The organism is Ruegeria sp. BC7 (assembly GCF_056539165.1).
The window spans coordinates 41789-57753 of sequence record NZ_JBQFUL010000004.1 but is presented as its reverse complement, the minus strand read 5'-3'; the positions used below and the strand labels follow the sequence as shown (position 1 = coordinate 57753).

At 54.5% G+C, this 15965-nt stretch carries 19 protein-coding genes and 1 tRNA gene; 14 read left to right on the top strand and 6 right to left on the bottom strand.

Annotated features, from left to right (window positions below; all coding sequences use genetic code 11):
* The first annotated feature begins 61 nt into the window (after positions 1-61).
* The 10 genes from ACR0KS_RS12750 (at position 62) to ACR0KS_RS12705 (ending at position 8275) form a co-directional block, all read left to right on the top strand.
* A complete protein-coding gene (locus tag ACR0KS_RS12750; protein WP_170566115.1) occupies positions 62-1699 on the top strand; it encodes a DUF1254 domain-containing protein in 1638 nt (545 codons plus the stop codon).
* 326 nt (positions 1700-2025) lie between these two features.
* Complete coding sequence (locus ACR0KS_RS12745) at positions 2026-2538, top strand: DUF1269 domain-containing protein (protein WP_170422155.1); 513 nt, start codon at positions 2026-2028, stop codon at positions 2536-2538.
* A gap of 116 nt (positions 2539-2654) precedes the next feature.
* On the top strand, positions 2655-2954 hold the full coding sequence (locus ACR0KS_RS12740; RefSeq protein WP_209509495.1) for a DUF3302 domain-containing protein: 300 nt from the start codon (positions 2655-2657) through the stop codon (positions 2952-2954).
* Positions 2951-4078 (top strand): HlyD family secretion protein, encoded by a 1128-nt coding sequence (locus ACR0KS_RS12735; RefSeq protein WP_170566112.1) that lies wholly within the window; start codon positions 2951-2953, stop codon positions 4076-4078. The genes ACR0KS_RS12740 and ACR0KS_RS12735 overlap by 4 nt, the downstream gene beginning before the upstream one ends.
* 572 nt (positions 4079-4650) lie before the next feature.
* On the top strand, positions 4651-5034 hold the full coding sequence (locus ACR0KS_RS12730; RefSeq protein ID WP_170566108.1) for a nuclear transport factor 2 family protein: 384 nt from the start codon (positions 4651-4653) through the stop codon (positions 5032-5034).
* Between the two features lie 136 nt (positions 5035-5170).
* On the top strand, positions 5171-5674 hold the full coding sequence (locus tag ACR0KS_RS12725) for an aggregation factor core (RefSeq protein ID WP_170566105.1): 504 nt from the start codon (positions 5171-5173) through the stop codon (positions 5672-5674).
* Positions 5675-5687: 13 nt separating this feature from the next.
* Positions 5688-6140, top strand: a complete 453-nt coding sequence (locus ACR0KS_RS12720; protein WP_170566102.1) for a TspO/MBR family protein — start codon at positions 5688-5690, stop codon at positions 6138-6140.
* An 11-nt stretch (positions 6141-6151) separates the two neighbouring features.
* On the top strand, positions 6152-6706 hold the full coding sequence (locus ACR0KS_RS12715; RefSeq protein ID WP_170566099.1) for a CIA30 family protein: 555 nt from the start codon (positions 6152-6154) through the stop codon (positions 6704-6706).
* A gap of 263 nt (positions 6707-6969) precedes the next feature.
* Positions 6970-7140 (top strand): hypothetical protein, encoded by a 171-nt coding sequence (locus tag ACR0KS_RS12710; protein WP_170566096.1) that lies wholly within the window; start codon positions 6970-6972, stop codon positions 7138-7140.
* 367 nt (positions 7141-7507) lie between these two features.
* On the top strand, positions 7508-8275 hold the full coding sequence (locus ACR0KS_RS12705; protein WP_480693231.1) for a hypothetical protein: 768 nt from the start codon (positions 7508-7510) through the stop codon (positions 8273-8275).
* A gap of 307 nt (positions 8276-8582) precedes the next feature.
* Here the strand turns inward: ACR0KS_RS12705 and ACR0KS_RS12700 are convergent, their stop codons facing one another.
* Complete coding sequence (locus ACR0KS_RS12700; protein WP_170566094.1) at positions 8583-9482, bottom strand: LysR family transcriptional regulator; 900 nt, start codon at positions 9480-9482, stop codon at positions 8583-8585.
* 96 nt (positions 9483-9578) lie between these two features.
* Between ACR0KS_RS12700 and ACR0KS_RS12695 the strand changes: the two genes are divergently transcribed.
* Positions 9579-10226, top strand: coding sequence for a class I SAM-dependent methyltransferase (locus tag ACR0KS_RS12695; protein ID WP_170566091.1), 648 nt, complete (start codon positions 9579-9581; stop codon positions 10224-10226).
* A gap of 128 nt (positions 10227-10354) precedes the next feature.
* Here the strand turns inward: ACR0KS_RS12695 and ACR0KS_RS12690 are convergent, their stop codons facing one another.
* The 5 genes from ACR0KS_RS12690 to ACR0KS_RS12670 all read right to left on the bottom strand — a co-directional run bounded on the left by ACR0KS_RS12690 (position 10355) and on the right by ACR0KS_RS12670 (position 14801).
* Complete coding sequence (locus tag ACR0KS_RS12690) at positions 10355-10558, bottom strand: type I restriction-modification system subunit M N-terminal domain-containing protein (protein WP_480693230.1); 204 nt, start codon at positions 10556-10558, stop codon at positions 10355-10357.
* Positions 10559-11104: 546 nt separating this feature from the next.
* A tRNA-Arg gene (locus tag ACR0KS_RS12685) sits at positions 11105-11181 on the bottom strand.
* Between the two features lie 64 nt (positions 11182-11245).
* A complete protein-coding gene (locus ACR0KS_RS12680; protein WP_480693229.1) occupies positions 11246-12628 on the bottom strand; it encodes a sensor histidine kinase in 1383 nt (460 codons plus the stop codon).
* 18 nt (positions 12629-12646) lie between these two features.
* Positions 12647-14065: an FAD-dependent oxidoreductase gene (locus tag ACR0KS_RS12675; protein ID WP_170566087.1), complete on the bottom strand. Its 1419-nt coding sequence runs from the start codon at positions 14063-14065 to the stop codon at positions 12647-12649.
* A gap of 4 nt (positions 14066-14069) precedes the next feature.
* Complete coding sequence (locus ACR0KS_RS12670) at positions 14070-14801, bottom strand: TVP38/TMEM64 family protein (protein WP_170566464.1); 732 nt, start codon at positions 14799-14801, stop codon at positions 14070-14072.
* Positions 14802-15098: 297 nt separating this feature from the next.
* On the opposite strand from ACR0KS_RS12670, the gene rpmH reads away from it, so the two are divergent.
* The 3 genes from rpmH to yidD are packed head-to-tail and all read left to right on the top strand — an operon-like array spanning position 15099 to position 15938.
* On the top strand, positions 15099-15233 hold the full coding sequence (gene rpmH / locus ACR0KS_RS12665; protein WP_005980833.1) for a 50S ribosomal protein L34: 135 nt from the start codon (positions 15099-15101) through the stop codon (positions 15231-15233).
* 25 nt (positions 15234-15258) lie between these two features.
* Complete coding sequence (gene rnpA, locus ACR0KS_RS12660; RefSeq protein ID WP_170566084.1) at positions 15259-15684, top strand: ribonuclease P protein component; 426 nt, start codon at positions 15259-15261, stop codon at positions 15682-15684.
* The gene (gene yidD, locus ACR0KS_RS12655) at positions 15681-15938 is read left to right on the top strand and encodes a membrane protein insertion efficiency factor YidD (protein ID WP_480693228.1); all 258 of its coding nucleotides are present in this window, start codon (positions 15681-15683) and stop codon (positions 15936-15938) included. The genes rnpA and yidD overlap by 4 nt, the downstream gene beginning before the upstream one ends.
* Positions 15939-15965 lie beyond the last annotated feature (27 nt).

The following is a 15965-nucleotide window of genomic DNA, read 5'->3' as shown; positions in this document are numbered from 1 at the left end:
CTGTCTGCGCAACGAAGACATCAACAGCTATCCCTCAAATCGAATCTGGAGAACACTCTTCATGACAAGAAGAACCACCATATCCATCGCGATAATTCTGGCATTGTCGGTATCGGGATTGAGCCCGGCTTACGCTGAGGTCGAATACGAACCCATTCCAGAATTTCTCACAACGCCTGACGAGGTAGAATCGACGCGTCTCGGAACTCTGACGTTCAAAGACGGCTATCCGACGGGAGACACAGCCCAGAAGGTGCAGGATGAGCTCGACTACCTTCACGGGATTGAGACCTTCATGAACACGATCCAGGTCGTATCGATGCACGGCTTCTACAAAGGCTTTCTCGACATCGGCGTGCAGCACAACGAAGTGCTGCTGTTCGAAGAACTGATGGACGCGCATTCGCTCTTTCTCACGGCGAATGCCGACACACCCTATTTCCTGTCATTCATCGACCTGAACGATGGCCCCATGGTTGTCGAGACCCCGCCTAATGTGCTGGGCATCTTCGATGACATGTGGTTCCGTTGGGTCATCGATTTCGGCTTCCCCGGCCCTGACCGCGGTGAAGGCGGCCGGTATTTGCTGGTGCCCCCGGGATATGACGGCGTACTGCCCGAAGGCGGCTACTATGTGGCCCATTCCCGCACGAACCGGGTCTTCATGCTGGGGCGTGCGTTCCTTGAGGACAATGACCCAAAGCCACCGATGGACACGGTCAAAGAATACACCAAGATCTACCCCTATGTTCCGGGTGGAACGGGCACGAGCATCGGGTCATTTCTGTTGGGCGAAGCGCCAATCGCCGGTGTAACCACGGAACATCCTTCTCCTCGGTTCGTCAACGGCACTGGCGTGTCGTTCAACACCATCCCACCGAACGATTTCACCCATTACGAGTGGCTTCACGAAGTGATCCAGATGGAACCTGCCTCTTCGTTTGATGTCGAGCTTGCAGGGCAAGCAGCTGCAATTGGCATCGTGAAGGGTGAAGAGTTCAATCCGGATGAGCGGATGAGACGGATCCTTGATGAGGCAGTCGCGGTCGGCAACGCCGGGGCCCGTACCCTTGGCATGGGCGCACATCCCAGGGACCATTTCCGATACTACGATGAGGACACGGCCTGGTGGGCAAGTCTTTGGGCAGGTGGCTATGACTTCATGAACCCGCCGGGTGTGGTCGAAGACGGAGAGATCAAGCCGTTGGAGGACAAAGGCGCGCGCAAGTATCATTCGCGGACGTCGTGGTTCTACACCGCTACTGGCGTGACACCGGCGATGATCATGCGGCTCGAAAACATCGGCTCGCAGTACCTGATTGCCAATGTCGATTCCGATGGTAACCCGTTCGACGGCGCCAAGACCTACAAGCTGGATCTACCGCCGGACATTCCCGCGGCGCGCTTCTGGTCGATGACGGTCTACGACAACCAATCACGCGGGATGCTGCAGACATCGCAGCGCTATCCGCGTGCGGGCAGTCAGACCTACCCGAGCCCGGCAGCCGTGGAAAACGAGGACGGTTCGACAACCATTTGGTTCGCGCCGGAACAGCCGGAAGGTGTGGAGCGGGGCAACTGGATCGAGACCGATCCGAAAAAGGGCTGGTTCACCTTCTTGCGCCTCTACTTCCCCGAGAAGGCGTTCTTCGACAAGTCCTGGCGGCCCGGTGAGTTCGAGCTGGTAAGCGGCGACTGATCGCCGTCAGGCGGGGGCGGCGTCCTGCGCCCCTGCTGCTCTTTTAACATGCAAGGTCAACTCTGATGTTAGTCAATCAACCATGCCGTCACTCAAAGTCGCAGCTGTTTTCTTTAAGTCCGAGCCTAAGGGGCGCATGCTGAGTTCAATGATGGATCCTATCGGTTGCCGAGTATTCACCGTGTCGAGACCGTCGATGTCTCCGTGAAATGAACCCGGCTTGGATACGATTGGGGCGTTCGATTTACTCCCGATCACAACGCAAACGGTAAGTTTATCAAAGACGTCGCGTTCACTGGCTTCAAAATTTCAAAGGGAGAGAACCAATGTCCAACCTTGTCATCATACTTTTTGAAGGCCGTCATGCCGCGGACGAGGCACTACTTCGCGTCGCGAAAATGTCGAAGGAATGGGAGGCCGACATTAATGAGTTCATAGTGATTACGCGGAATGAAGCTGGCGACATCCGGATCAAGAACTCTGACACGCTCACCGCGACTGGTATGCTCGGCGGAGGTGCGATGGGTAGCCTGACAGGCGTAATGATTGGTGCGCTGGCAGGCAATCCGGCGGCTGGCCTGCTACTTGGGGCGGCTGCTGGAACCGGGATGGGAACACTGGCCGGAGCCCTCGATCAGGCCGATGACGAAGACCGTCTGGCGGCTATGCTCGGTTCCAAACTGAAGCCAGATACCTCTGCGCTTGCAATGATCGGCTGGACCAGCCGTCCGACAAAGCTGCTCAACGAACTCGAGGGCCTCAAGGGCGAAGTGATCGAAACATCCTTATCGGTCAGTGATGAAAAAGAGCTGCGCGCCGCATTGAGTACGCAAGCCTAGCCATAGGCTAATTGACCGTCGATCGTGCGGATCGGCCACACTGATCCGCATAAAATCTGTAACCGCTCGAACTGTCCGCCATACTTTGCTGAAGGTCCGGTGGTCGACACAAGAGGTTGGGGCTGCTGGAGAAAATCGAAATGAGTGGATTGGATATTTTTGCGTGGATCGTGCTGATTGTGTTGATCCTCACATTTCTGGTCGGGTTCATTTACCTGGCCATGTTGCCAGGCAAAATCGCCACAGAGCGCAGTCATCCACAACGGGACGCGATCAATGTCGCAGGTTGGGTCGGAGCTCTGACTTTTGGGGTTTTCTGGCCGCTCGCTTTGATATGGGCTTTCACAAGGTCGCCATTGTCAAAACAGATTGAATCGAGCGGGGGCAGACGTGCGGATTCAGGAGAGACCGCATGATTGTCTTTCTAACCCTAGCTTATGTCGCGGTTTTGTTCGTTCTCGTAAAGATGAAGGTTCTACCCAACACCAAGGCCACATGGCTTTCAACGATTGTGTGGATGGTCGTGCTGTTGATCTTTCTTTTCATTCCAATGCAGTGGGGCGCTCCTTCAGGACCGATAAAGGTCCTAACACGCGCCACCCAGATTGTTCCGAATGTTGCGGGACAGGTGATCGAAGTTGCAGCGAAACCAAACGTTCCGCTGGAAGAAGGTGAAGTACTTTTTCGCCTCGATCCGGAGCCCTTCGAGATAGCCGCTCGACAGGCGGAAGCCACCCTGGCGCGGGTTGAGGCACAGGTTCGTCAGGACCAAGATGCGCTTGCCTCAGCACAAGCCCAATTACGTCAGGCTCTTGCGCAACGGGACCTCGCAAAACTACGTTTTGAAGATGACAGCAGGTTGGCCGTCAGCGGTACGATCTCTCAAAGCCGACTCGAATCAACAGAAGCCAGCCTGGAAGCTGCGGAAGGCGCTGTAGATCAAGCTCGATCTGCCGTGTCACGTGCCGAGGTGGAAATCAGTGCCCTCACAGATGACGGTGAAGTCGCGAAACTGGCTGAGGCCAGAGCGTCCCTTAACCAGGCTGAATGGAATCTTGAACAGACGATTATCCGTGCGCCATCAGAGGGATACCTGACCAATCTCGCGATTACTGAAGGTCAGCGCGTGGCTACGTTTCCCTTTGCTCCAGCGGGAGTGTTTGTCGACACAGCCGAAAAAGTTGTGATCGCCGAAGTCCATCAGATTTATCTCCGCCACATCGAAGTGGGTCAGCCTGTCGAAGTGGCTTTCAAAACAATGCCAGGTGTGTTGATAACAGGTACCGTCGAAACCGTGCTCGACATTGCCTCGCAAGGGCAAGCGCAGGTGACCGGTACGGTGTATCAGGCAGGTCAGATCGCGAGCGAACCGTTCATTGTAAGGATAGTTCTCGACGATCCAAACATCCTAGATGAGATCCCGCCTGGTGCCGCCGGAATCGCGGCGATTTACACAGAAAGCGCGTCCGCCACACATGTTATTCGTAAGGTCATCATTCGGATGAACTCAATCTTGAACTACATCCGCCCGGACATTTAGAAGTTCAATAGTTGCGAAGCTTACTTGCTACTTGGCTTAAACAAACACTTTAAGCGGAGATTTCTAGACTGTGGTTTGGTGATCCACTTTGGACCACTGAGAGGCATTTGAATGATTTTCGTAATGTCGGCTTTGTCCGCGGAGCCGTCATTCATGCCTGGCGCAGCGAATGTTCACTTCGAGCCCTCTTTGAGCATTGCTGCTCGGTGCCCCAACGACCGAAATGCACTGAAAGCTAACTTTGCAATGTTTAGTTAACGGCCCATCACAGCCGTCTGGACTACGATCGATCAATCCTGCTTACCGAGGAGACCAGAAAATTGAGCTAACGATGTTACACGCAGCACAGGCCCCGGAGAGCCGAGACGCACGAAAGCGGGCTGTGCAATATTGATTTTAAGGCGTTCAAGCGACAAAAATCTCCGCCCGTTTCTTAACCAGAGTTTTTTGCGCCACAACTGGTACTCACAGTAGAATTGGACCAGCCGGATGAGACTGTTGAAGATTGCTTGCTCCCAAGGATTGCGGCAAACAACTGTTGTAGCGGTACAAACGTCGATTTGGAGATCAGAATGCCGGACCTCGAAACCAACAAAAACAATGTCATCGCTTTTTATGAAATGATGTTCAACGAGTGCCGACCTGCAGAGGCGATAGCGATCTTTGTTGGCGAAACCTATACACAACACAACCCGCATGTTGGCGACGGCAAGCAAGCCTTTATCGACTATTTTGAGCGCATGGCTACCGAATACCCGGGAAAGCGAGTGGAGATCAAAAGAGCGTTTGCAGAAGACGACCACGTTGTTCTGCATTGTCACCAAATCTGGCCCGATGGTCTCGAGTATGCAGGGATCGATATTTTTCGCCTGGATGCTGAAGGTAAGGTTGTCGAACACTGGGATGTTCTTCAGGAACTTCCAGCAAGCAGCGCGAATGACAATGGCATGTTTTAACTTAACCGTTCTGACAGTGTTGCAAGGAACTTAGAAAACTCCCGCCGACTGAACCACGATGGTGAAAGGGTGTAAGTCTGATCCAAGAAACCCGTCGAAGCGTATCTATCAAGAACCTTTCAGCAAGGATATACATATGCTCTCGAAGAGTACTCTTGCGGCGACCCTCGGACTTTTTGCAGCCACCTCGCTTCAAGCCGGCGTTCAAATTCGTTTTATAGAGGGCGCGCCCAGAGACCGATTTATTTTGACCAATGTCGGAACGTGCGAAGTAGAAGCCTCGACCCTCAAAATTGACTTGTCGCGATCTGCCGGACGCCTGATTTTCGACGTTACCGAAAAAGGCGCGGGTGTGGAGGTCTTTCAACCGCTCGAATTCGTAGAGGGCGCCGATGCCCTGCGTCAATTTCCATCGGTTGTGGACGGGCAAAGTACAATTGAGCTGGAGATTGCGTCCCTTGCCGCCGGGGACAGGCTAGCTTTTACCATTGATGTAGATGACACCATCGGACAACGCGAAATCACTGTAACAGGCTCGGAGATCGAAGGCGCCACCGTGTCATATTCTGATGCGGATGAAACCAGTACTGCGACTTTCTCTTCCGATGCACTCGTCAACGTGACGACCAAGGACTGCTGACAGCTGTCTCACAATGTCGAATTGGTTCATACGCATAGCATTTCTTGCGCTTACGTTGGGAGGCGGCATTCTAATTGGGACACTGACCGCCCCTGGCAATTGGTACGCCCAGCTTTCCAAACCTGAATTCAATCCACCAAACTGGATATTTGGCCCGGTCTGGACTGTGCTCTATGTCTTGATCGCCATGGTCGGTTGGCGCCAGTTTGAAACAGACCGAAGCTCGACCACCATGAAGCTGTGGTGGACGCAGTTGGGCCTGAACTTTTTGTGGTCCCCAACCTTTTTCGTACTGCAAATGCCGTGGTTGGCCTTTGCGATCATTTTCACGTTGCTGATCGCAATCGTCATGTTCATCACTCAGGTCAGGCACACTGATCGTGTCTCTGCACACGCCTTCTTGCCCTACTTAGCGTGGGTGGCTTTTGCGACGGTCTTGAACCTCTCGATCGCGATATTGAATTGAGAAAGAACGAAATGCTTGGAAACCTCGCTAGTCTTTTTTCAAGTCTTGTAATCATCGGATCTACAATGGCACGGGCTGATGAAAATCTTGCAGAAGACTTCTCCAAATCTCCAGAGACGCGTTGGGACTACGTTGCCGACACCGTCATGGGAGGAGTTTCTTCAGGGGCGGTTCAGTTTAGTTCGGAAGGTGATGTTGCATTTGCGCGGTTGACCGGAACCGTCAGCACAGAAAACAACGGAGGCTTCATACAGCTCCGACACAAGTTGCCTGAGAGGCCAGACTCAAGTGTATCGGGCGTCAGACTATTGGTGCGGGGCAATGGCGAACAGTACTTTGTTCACCTCAGGACACGTGGCACTGTGCTTCCGTGGCAATACTATCAGGCCGAGTTCGCAACTTCTGACGCATGGACCGAAATCAATCTACCGCTGTCAGATTTCAAGGCGTCAGGCGCCATATTGCGGGCCACTCCGGTTGCTGATGAAATCACCTCGGTTGGAGTTGTAGCCTACGGCCGCGATCACGAGGCTCGCGTAGATGTCAGCGAGATTGGTTTCTACTGAGTATCTCACAAAAGAGGTATGCGATCTGCAAGTAGGTCATTCCGACACTGTTTGAGATCGAAACATACCAATACCTGAACACGTATGCGCTGTTTGTTCAATTTAGGTGCTCAACATGTCTGTACAGAGCGAACTTTCGGTTCGCGCTGCTTTGCGAACTGACACCTCCGTAGACCATCTGCAATTAACAAAACTTAATTAAAACAAAGTACTTTCAGCAAAGAACAACTCCCACATGAAGTTCATCTAAAGGAGTGAGTATCATGAAGAGGATTGCAGCTTTGGGTCTTGTTGCCTTGACATTTTCATTTGTTGGCACTGGTGCGTTTGCGAAGTGCCACTTTGGGAACGATGAGGTAACCGGGATGGAAACGATTATCTGTGAGATAGACGGAGACTTTTCCAGCTGGGGTACAATGATCGCTGAAGCTTGAGCGTTTCGAGGTAATACATCAAACGTTCTGCGACACAGGATAGCTTACATCAAACTCTGAAATTGGTAACGCCAGAACCAAGAAACACCCAGCGGCGAGAGTAGTCACGCAACACACCGTCCTATTGTTGTTGCCCGACACGGGACCTCGAGTGCCGCTACGATTCAAGACAGCGCTCTAGTTCTCTTCCTTGGTTTCCATCGCTGAAACCTAAGATTCACGCGATCTAGCGCGGATTCTTGGCGTACTTTGTCTCTCTGATCGGTCGATGTGACGACGGCTGTTGTCTAGGAGTTCAGTCTTTCTTTGTATTGACCCGTCACGACATTGCCCCACCTTTTTGATTCAGTCTCTAGGAGCATCCTGAGTGTTTGTGAGGACCACCGCATTATTGATCTTTGCTATGTCTATCCCGGCCACAGCATTGCAGCTTAGCGAAACTGGGCGCTATGAGCTCAATCAACCCGCAAGTCTTGATTACGATCCAACCTTTTGCGGGCTGTGGATTGCAAACGAAGGGCCCGAAGCAATTCTCGTTACGTTGCAAGGAGAGGAGTTGCGCCGAATTTCCAGTGATCTCTTCCGGATCAAAGCAATTGCTATCGAAGGGGATCACTTGTTGGTAGGCGACGGTCTTGGCAGCCTCCAACGTGTCACTAAGGAAGGAACCGCTCTGGGAACTCCCTTTGAACTCGAAGGTGGGTTTGCGGATACCGAGGGGATCGCGATCAATGCTAAGGGGCAGATTGTGACTGTAGAAGATGATCCTGAACGACTATCCTGGTTCACTTCAGAGGGGGCTTTGACAGCGAGGCTAGACACCATGAAGCTCTCTCCCCCCTTGAGCGAGGCGCAGGGAATCGCGATTGACCCACGCACTGGCCACATGTTGATCGTAGATGACTGGGAAGGCTCAAACAGCCTGTACGAGTTCACGTCTGATGGCCAACTGCTCGCCCAGCAAAGCTTGTTGGAGTTTGGAACCGACCCAGAAGGCATCGCCATCAGACCAGGCTCCAACCAATTGTTCGTGGCATTCGACGGTGGCGCAAAGATTGTGATATTTGACTACACGCCTACCTTGCCTGAAGGATCTCCGCCGCTGCCCCCGGGCGGAGATTGCATGATGTTCTGAGATTTTGACTTCGTATTCTGGGTGACGCCGGTTTTTCCTAGTCCCGTTCGCTGTCTAAAGCTTCGCGTATGAGCGTCATATTTGGTAGGGAATTATGAAATTAATCGGACCCGAGCTCGGACATAACTGGAGCCAGAGCTTCCGACATACGCTCGGTACAAGCTTTCAAAAACTCCGCGCCTTAACCGCTGCATCGTATGTCGCGAACGGCTGTATTGTCCGCTTAACAGGCATTCATTGAATTCTACCGAACGGCTGCTTGGAGCCCAAAGCAGACTCCAGTTCACGACACCAGACCAGCTCACGTTCAATAATTTGTCTGCGAGCCGAGATGGTCTGCAAGCTGATCAAAAACCAACCTGATCCTTCGCGCTGTTTGTAACTCAGAGTGTGTGGCCAACCAGATAGGAAATTTGAATGGCTCGCGTTCGGGCAGAACACGCTCCACACCGGGTGTAAGGGCCGCCACATCGTCTGACATAACACTAATGCCGAAGCCTTGGCGCACAAGCTCCCATGACACTATCCCACTCTGCGATCCAATCCGAAAATTCTTGCGGGTTACTTCGATGCCAGCCGGATTGAGAAATCCAATCATCGTGTCAACATCGCCAAAGCCGACGAAATCCAGCTTAGCAAGTTCGTCTTCATTTCGTGGTCGCCCAACCTGTTCGAGGTATGAAGGGGCAGCGTAAAAATGTGCCGTCGCTTCTGCCACGAGCTTTGCAATCAGGTCCGGCTGTGTCGGGCGCACATGCCGAATTGCGATATCTGCCTCGCGCCGCTGTATGTCTCGTATGTCATTTGCTGCGACAACGTCGATCTCAAGCCGCGGTGCCGCGAGCCTGATCTGTTTGAGAATAGGCGGTAGCTGATAGGCTGACATCACGTCGGAAGCAGTGATCCTGACTTGCCCTTCAACTGCTTGTGACTGGCTTGTTGCGGTCAGAGAAATTCTGTTCGCGACACTTGCCATTTCACTGACATGCACCAAAAGCTCAGCACCGGCTGTTGTAAGATTAAGCGACTTGCCAACCCTTTCAAACAAGGTGACGCCAAGCGCCTGTTCCAGCGCAGCGACCTGACGACCGACGGTTGGCTGGGTCTGCTCAAGCACGCGCGCCGCGGCGGAAAACGAGCCTTCTTCTGCCGTTGCAAGAAAGGACCGAGCCTGGTTCCAATCGAAATTGATAGCCTTCCAATTCATGCAATAATGCATAACAGTTCTACAATATCTGGCAATTTAATAAATCGGCGTTTTAAGATATTGGCTTCGGTGACACCAAAGGAAAAGAGAAACGATATGGCTGCATTGTCCAAAGATGCCGCATTTTGGAGCAAGATTTCGCGCAAATATGCGGCTGATCCTATCCGAAATATGGAAGGGTATCTGAACACGCTCGAGCGTACAAAGTCCTACCTGAAAGCCGAAGACCGCGTGCTGGAAATCGGGTGTGGGACGGGGTCAACCGCGCTGCTGCTGGCACCGCAAGTGGCTCAGATAACTGGGTCCGATCTCGCACCGGGGATGATCGAAATCGCCAACGAGAAACTCGCTGAAGAAGAGTTGGAGAATGTAACGTTCAAAGTGGCCGAGGTTCTGCAGCACGATCCTAACGACGGTTCTTACGACGCTGTCCTCGCACATAATCTACTGCACCTTGTACCCGATATGGGCCATGCACTCGAACACATTGCGACCCTTACAAAACCCGGTGGGGTATTCATTTCCAAGACCGTTTGCGCTCCAGAGAGTGGAGGGTACAAATATGGCATAATCAGCCGAATAGCGATCCCGATTATGCAGTTACTCGGGAAAGCTCCGTTCGTAAATATTGTATCCGTTGCTGAACTCCAGCACGCCATTGAACTTGCGAGCTTCGATATCGTCGAGACAGCGGATCAAGCCGGGTTATTGCCGAGCCGGTACATTGTCGCGAGAAAGCTGTGAAACAGTATTCGCGCCATAATTACTTTGCATGCAAGGGACAGCTCGGGCCATCAATTGAGTATAATGATGAAAGATGGGATTTCATTTACACGCCTTTCGGTGTCTGGCGTCAGCACCAATGGGACAGTTTAGGCTGATTTGATAAGAGAGGGTTTATCAGGGTACTGCGACTCATACCCCGCCTTGTGGTCCTTCCACACGTCAGAGACGTATTTCAGGAACAGCATAGTCAGGACATAGTCCTTGTAGATCGACGGATCGACTACGCCACGGAAGGTATCACATGCGCCCCATGCGGCCTTTCTGATCTCGGACAGTGTTACTTGGTTCATTCTCGACTGCGCCGCAGAGCAACAAAAGCTCAGCGCCTCTCTACTCAAATTGTTGGTTTGCCGCGACCATGAGTTAAGTCTCGAAAGGATTCAATTGGCTGTTTGCAAATGGCAGCTACGCACCTTTTTAGTCACATCACCTCCTGAAGCTTCAAGCGGCAGACGGCAAATTGCTGTAGCGCAGCTTTGATTGGATTGCGCAGGTTGAAGCAGTTGGTGAGCGACTTCCGTAGTACAATTTTAGTTAACCTGATAACAGTAAGGTTTTTGGGGCGCACACAGAGGTTGCGCTCTCGCGTAAGTGGCTGCCTTATGTGCTTCAAGTCTTCAGGAGTTTTGTCACTGAGGATGTTACCGAGTTTTCGGAAACCTGCTAAAAAGCACCGAGAATGTTATTCGGCTGCTGCCCAGCGGAATCTGAGAGATTGGGTGAAAAACACCACATTTCACCCAGCGCGGTTGCCTCAAAGTTGCCTTGTGGTAAAACCACTCGAAATGATCAAGCGGTCGCGGCGCCTTAAGCATATGATATTTATAGGAAACCAGTGGCGGACCGAGGAGGATTCGAACCCCCGACCCCTTGATTCGTAGTCAAGTACTCTATCCAGCTGAGCTATCGGTCCGCGTTGGTGAGGCGCTATGTAGACCCGGTATTCGGGACGTGCAAGCTGATTCTTCAAAAATATTTCAAAAAGTCCCCTCACCCCGTGGAAGCCTTATTTCAAAGGTTGTCCCTTGAGGTCCAGTTTCGGCTAGAACCAACTCTCCGCCGTGCCCGCGCACCAACTCTTGCGAGATAGCAAGCCCAAGTCCAGAACCACCTTTGCGCACCCCTCCCTGAAACGGGGTGAACAAGTTCTCGCGCGCTTTCGGCGGCAGGCCCGGGCCTGTGTCGGTGATTTCGATGCACCAATTTGCCTCATACTCGCAGCCTTTGATGGTGATCTTGCCCGGCTTGCCCGACGTGACCAAAGCCTGACGCGCATTGCGCACGAGGTTGAGTATGACCCGGAATATCTGCTCGGGGTCAGCACGCGCCACAAGGTCCTCGGGCACCTCGTTGACAATTTCTACGCAGGCATCTGCGACAGCCAACTGTTCGCTGGCGACAACGTCGTCGGCAACGCTGCGCAGGGGCACCATGGTAAGTGTCGGCGCGGGTTCCTCGGCGCGACCAAAAGCCAACGTGCTTTCGCACAGCGACACCGCACGGGTGATCGAGTTCACCAGTTTGGGCGCCATACGCCGCACCAGCGGGTCATCGCTGGCCTCGATCCTGTCAGTGAATAGCTGCGCCGACGTGAGGATGTTGCGCAGATCGTGGCTGACCTTGGCGACCGCGCCACCCAATTGCGCCAGACGCTCGCGTTGCTTCAGGGCTTGCGTCAGTTCCTTCTGCAACTGCTCCAGAGCCTCCTCAGCCTCGCGCAGTTCGGTCACTTTCGAGTTGGGAGAGATGATGCCCCGCGCATCCTCAGGCGCACCGGCATAGCGCTGCATATAACCCACGACACTTTTGATTGGCTTCACCAGCACAACGCGCACGGCCAGAAACAGGAAAAACGCCGTGATGATCGAAATTACGAAAGACAGCCCCAGAATACGCAACCCGTAATCTGTCATCGCCATGCGCAGCGGCTCGCTGTCCGTCGTGACTTCAATCAGCAGGCCCGCGTCTTTCACCGGCTCTCCGATCACGCGGATCACTTCGTTTTCAGGAGTAAACAGCCGAGCCATTGCGTCGCGTATCAATATCCACGGGGTGGCATCGCGCAGGTCATATGTGTTGGTGATCTGATCGGGAATGGGCGAAGACAGCATCAACTGCCGCACCTCATCGCGCCGCAGCACCACGTTGTAGACACCCGCATTGACCAACAGCTCGGCCTCAAGATCATCGGCCAGCATATCATCCGCCAGCAACGCCAGGGATGCGATCTGGGCACGCTCAAGACGGTTGAGAAGAAAGTCCTCGCGAAAACGCGCAATCGACGGGACAAAGATCAACACCTCGGCCAACATCACGAAGACCGTAGTCAGGATCAGAAATCGGCCCGAAAGCGAGTTCAATCTGCTCTCCCTTCCCGGTCAGGGCATCCAACGCTGGACCAGCCCGACCACTCGTTTAACCATTTGATTCTCAAACAGCCTTGGCGAGAAATAGGCACCCGCCACCCGTTTGTTAAGCTCTCCGATCGTCGGATAGGGCGAAACCATCGCGGCGATCTGCCCCATCTTGAGGTTATTGGCCAAGGCCAGCGACCACAAGTTGATCAATTCGCCCGCCTGATGCCCCACGATTGTAGCCCCTACTGGGCGGCCTTTCACGACCATGACCTTAATAAAGCCTCTCGTCTTACGCTCGGAAATGGCGCGGTCGTTGTGGTGATAATCAAACCGGGCGACTTCCACCTTGCCGCCATGCTGGGCGCGGGCCTGCGCCTCGGTCAGGCCGACCTGCGCCAATTCGGGGTCAGTATAGGTGGCCCAAGGGATATGCGCAGTTTTCGCCTTTGAGGGCAGGCCGAACAGGGCCGAACGGATGATAACCCCCGCATGATAGCCGGCCACATGGGTGAATTGCATCCCACCGGCCACATCTCCGATGGCGTAGACCTTTTTGTTGGTGGTGCGCAGGGCGTCGTCCACCTTGATGCCCGTCCGCGTCGGTTCGATCCCAGCGGCCTTTAGGTTCAGCCGGTCGGTATTGGCCTTGCGCCCTGCGGCCAGTAACAGGTGCGAGCCCGAGACTATCTGCCCCGACTCGGTCACCACTTCGACCTTGCCGTCCGAGCCGCGAATCTGCGCCACCATAGCCTGTTCATGGATCTCGACACCTTCGGCGCGCAATGTATCCAGTACGATCGCCGCCGCCTCAAGGTCGTCCTTGCCAAGCGCCTGCATCCCCTCGATCACGGTCACTTTGCAGCCCAGACGGATATGGGCCTGCGCCATCTCCATCCCAATGGGGCCGCCGCCGATGATCAGCAGATGCTCGGGCTTGTCGCGCAGGTCAAATATTGTCTCGTTGGTGTAATATGGCACCTGATCCAGGCCGGGGATCGGCGGCACCAGAGGCGATGAGCCGGTCGCAATCACCACCCGCCGCGCGGTGATCAGATGATCGCCCGCCTGCACCTGCGTGGGTGAGATGAACTGACCATACTCGCGGATTACCCGGACGCCGAATCCCTCGAACCGTTCCTGACTGTCCATCGGCTCGATCTGCGCGATGACGTCTTGCACGTGGTCCTTGACGGCGGCATAGATCACCTGCGGCACCACATCCGCCACGCCCAGCGCCGAGGCGTGGGCCTGACCATAGGCCGCCTTGCCGCTGGCGATCAGCGCCTTAGACGGCACACAGCCAAAGTTCAGGCAATCGCCTCCCATTTTGTGACCTTCCAGCAAGATCACGTCTGCACCCATCTGGCTGGCACCGGCGGCGACGGACAAGCCACCCGACCCGGCACCGATCACCAGGATATCTGTCTTCAGGTCTTGCATGAGGTCAGGCGTCCTTCTTACCACGTATCGCTTTGATAACTATCGGCAAAGCCGCCAACGCGCACAAGCCGATGATCGGACCAATCACAAAGGGCTCCCACAGCAGTGACACATCCGGCGATTCACCCCGGTCGAACACACCACCAAGACCAACGCCGATCCAGGTGTAGACGATGCCGCCGGGAATAATGCCCAGCGCGGTAGTGATCAGGAAGTTGCGGAATTTCACCCCCACCAGCGCGGGTACAAGATTGGCCACGAAAAACGGCACCACCGGCACAAGGCGCAGCAGGAACAGAACCGAGATTTCATTCTCGCGCAGCCCATCCTTCAGCTTTTTGACGGTACCTTCCGAAGATTCCAGTCGTGCGGTCAGGGTTTCCCCCAGCCCCCATCGCGCGGCCAGAAATATCACGCAGGCGCCGATTGTCGCAGAAAAGACGTTGAAGACGGTTGCTGCAAACAGGCCGAACAGAAACCCGCCTGTCATCGAGGCTACCGCCGCGCCGGGTAATGAAAACGCGACAATCACGATATAGATCGCGATAAACGCCCCTGCCATGGCCCAATAATGGGTGTCGCGCCACGCCAGCAACGCTTCGCGGTTATCACGCAGAGTTTCAAAGGTCAGGTAGTCGCCCAACGTGAAAAACCCCACGGTCGCCACGGCGAGAATCACCAGCAAAGGAATATGCCGCGCAAGCCCAGTGCGCGGCGCCTGAGTCGTATCGCTCATGTGGCTGTCCGGTTTTGTGCGTTTCATTCTGCTTCCAACATGCGCTGCCTGATCGATGGGAAACAGAGGCCTCACGCTGCCTTGATGTTGACGGCAGGTAATGTGAGGGATTAGGGCACCAAAACAGCGATTTTGAAACCTTTCGGTACGCGCAGATACAGAATTGTTGCAAAAGGCACGAAAACCCCCACCTTGGGGTTTGACTTACCCCCCGCTACCCAGTAGAGGACGGGCTTCGAACACTAGGGCCAGGCGAATCCGCGCCGCACCCGACCGCTATAGATTGGAGACGGAGCGATGAAACGCACCTATCAGCCTTCAAACCTGGTTCGCAAACGCCGCCACGGTTTCCGCGCGCGCATGGCTACCAAAGCCGGCCGCAAAATCCTGAATGCACGTCGCGCACGCGGCCGCAAATCGCTGAGCGCATAAACCGCTCACCGATCAGGTTATGAACATGACGCCGCCGGAGGCCCCTGAGGATGGTAATAACCAACCGAGGGTAAAGCCCCCGGCGGCGTCCGTTTGCACGCCTGAAACTCTTATCGTTCTCAAAAAGCGGTCCGATTTCCTGAAAGCCGCCCGCGCACGCAGGCAGGGAACGCCGTCGATGATGGTTCAGGCCCGCAAGCGCGCCGATGATGAGGCCGGCGGAATTCGCGTCGGCTTTACCTGCTCCAAGAAAGTTGGCAATGCCGTGGCACGCAACCGCGCCAAGCGCAGATTGCGCGAGGCCGCACGCGCGGTTCTGCTGGCCCATGGAAAGAACGGCTGGGACTACGTCCTTATCGGTCGTGCCGAGGTCACCGCAGGACGACCCTATGACGCGCTGCTGGGCGATTTGCGATACGCGCTGCGCAAAATTCACAGCGCGAAGACGTGACACTGTTTTCCCATATCCTCGCCCTGCCTATCCGAATCTATCGGTTGGTTTTCAGCCCTTGGGTCGGGTTTAATTGCCGGTATCAACCGACCTGTTCGGCCTATGCCCTCGAAGCGTTGGAAAAGCACGGCCCGATCAAGGGAACTTGGCTGACCGTCCGGCGCATTGGTCGCTGTCACCCTTGGGGCGGAACCGGCTATGACCCCGTGCCAGACTGTTCGGACTGTGAACGCCCGACGCGCGATCCGCAGTAACACTTGACCCGTTCCGATCCGCGCTGA

Coding starts and splice junctions, on each gene's coding strand:
- ACR0KS_RS12750 (WP_170566115.1), top strand. CDS start 62: ATGACAAGAAGAACCACCATATCCATCGCGATAATTCTGGCATTGTCG.
- rpmH (WP_005980833.1), top strand. CDS start 15,099: ATGAAACGCACCTATCAGCCTTCAAACCTGGTTCGCAAACGCCGCCAC.
- ACR0KS_RS12730 (WP_170566108.1), top strand. CDS start 4,651: ATGCCGGACCTCGAAACCAACAAAAACAATGTCATCGCTTTTTATGAA.
- ACR0KS_RS12745 (WP_170422155.1), top strand. CDS start 2,026: ATGTCCAACCTTGTCATCATACTTTTTGAAGGCCGTCATGCCGCGGAC.
- ACR0KS_RS12690 (WP_480693230.1), bottom strand. CDS start 10,558: ATGAACCAAGTAACACTGTCCGAGATCAGAAAGGCCGCATGGGGCGCA.
- ACR0KS_RS12675 (WP_170566087.1), bottom strand. CDS start 14,065: ATGCAAGACCTGAAGACAGATATCCTGGTGATCGGTGCCGGGTCGGGT.
- ACR0KS_RS12670 (WP_170566464.1), bottom strand. CDS start 14,801: ATGAGCGATACGACTCAGGCGCCGCGCACTGGGCTTGCGCGGCATATT.
- ACR0KS_RS12700 (WP_170566094.1), bottom strand. CDS start 9,482: ATGAATTGGAAGGCTATCAATTTCGATTGGAACCAGGCTCGGTCCTTT.
- rnpA (WP_170566084.1), top strand. CDS start 15,259: ATGACGCCGCCGGAGGCCCCTGAGGATGGTAATAACCAACCGAGGGTA.
- ACR0KS_RS12725 (WP_170566105.1), top strand. CDS start 5,171: ATGCTCTCGAAGAGTACTCTTGCGGCGACCCTCGGACTTTTTGCAGCC.
- ACR0KS_RS12710 (WP_170566096.1), top strand. CDS start 6,970: ATGAAGAGGATTGCAGCTTTGGGTCTTGTTGCCTTGACATTTTCATTT.
- ACR0KS_RS12695 (WP_170566091.1), top strand. CDS start 9,579: ATGGCTGCATTGTCCAAAGATGCCGCATTTTGGAGCAAGATTTCGCGC.
- ACR0KS_RS12715 (WP_170566099.1), top strand. CDS start 6,152: ATGCTTGGAAACCTCGCTAGTCTTTTTTCAAGTCTTGTAATCATCGGA.
- ACR0KS_RS12735 (WP_170566112.1), top strand. CDS start 2,951: ATGATTGTCTTTCTAACCCTAGCTTATGTCGCGGTTTTGTTCGTTCTC.
- ACR0KS_RS12720 (WP_170566102.1), top strand. CDS start 5,688: ATGTCGAATTGGTTCATACGCATAGCATTTCTTGCGCTTACGTTGGGA.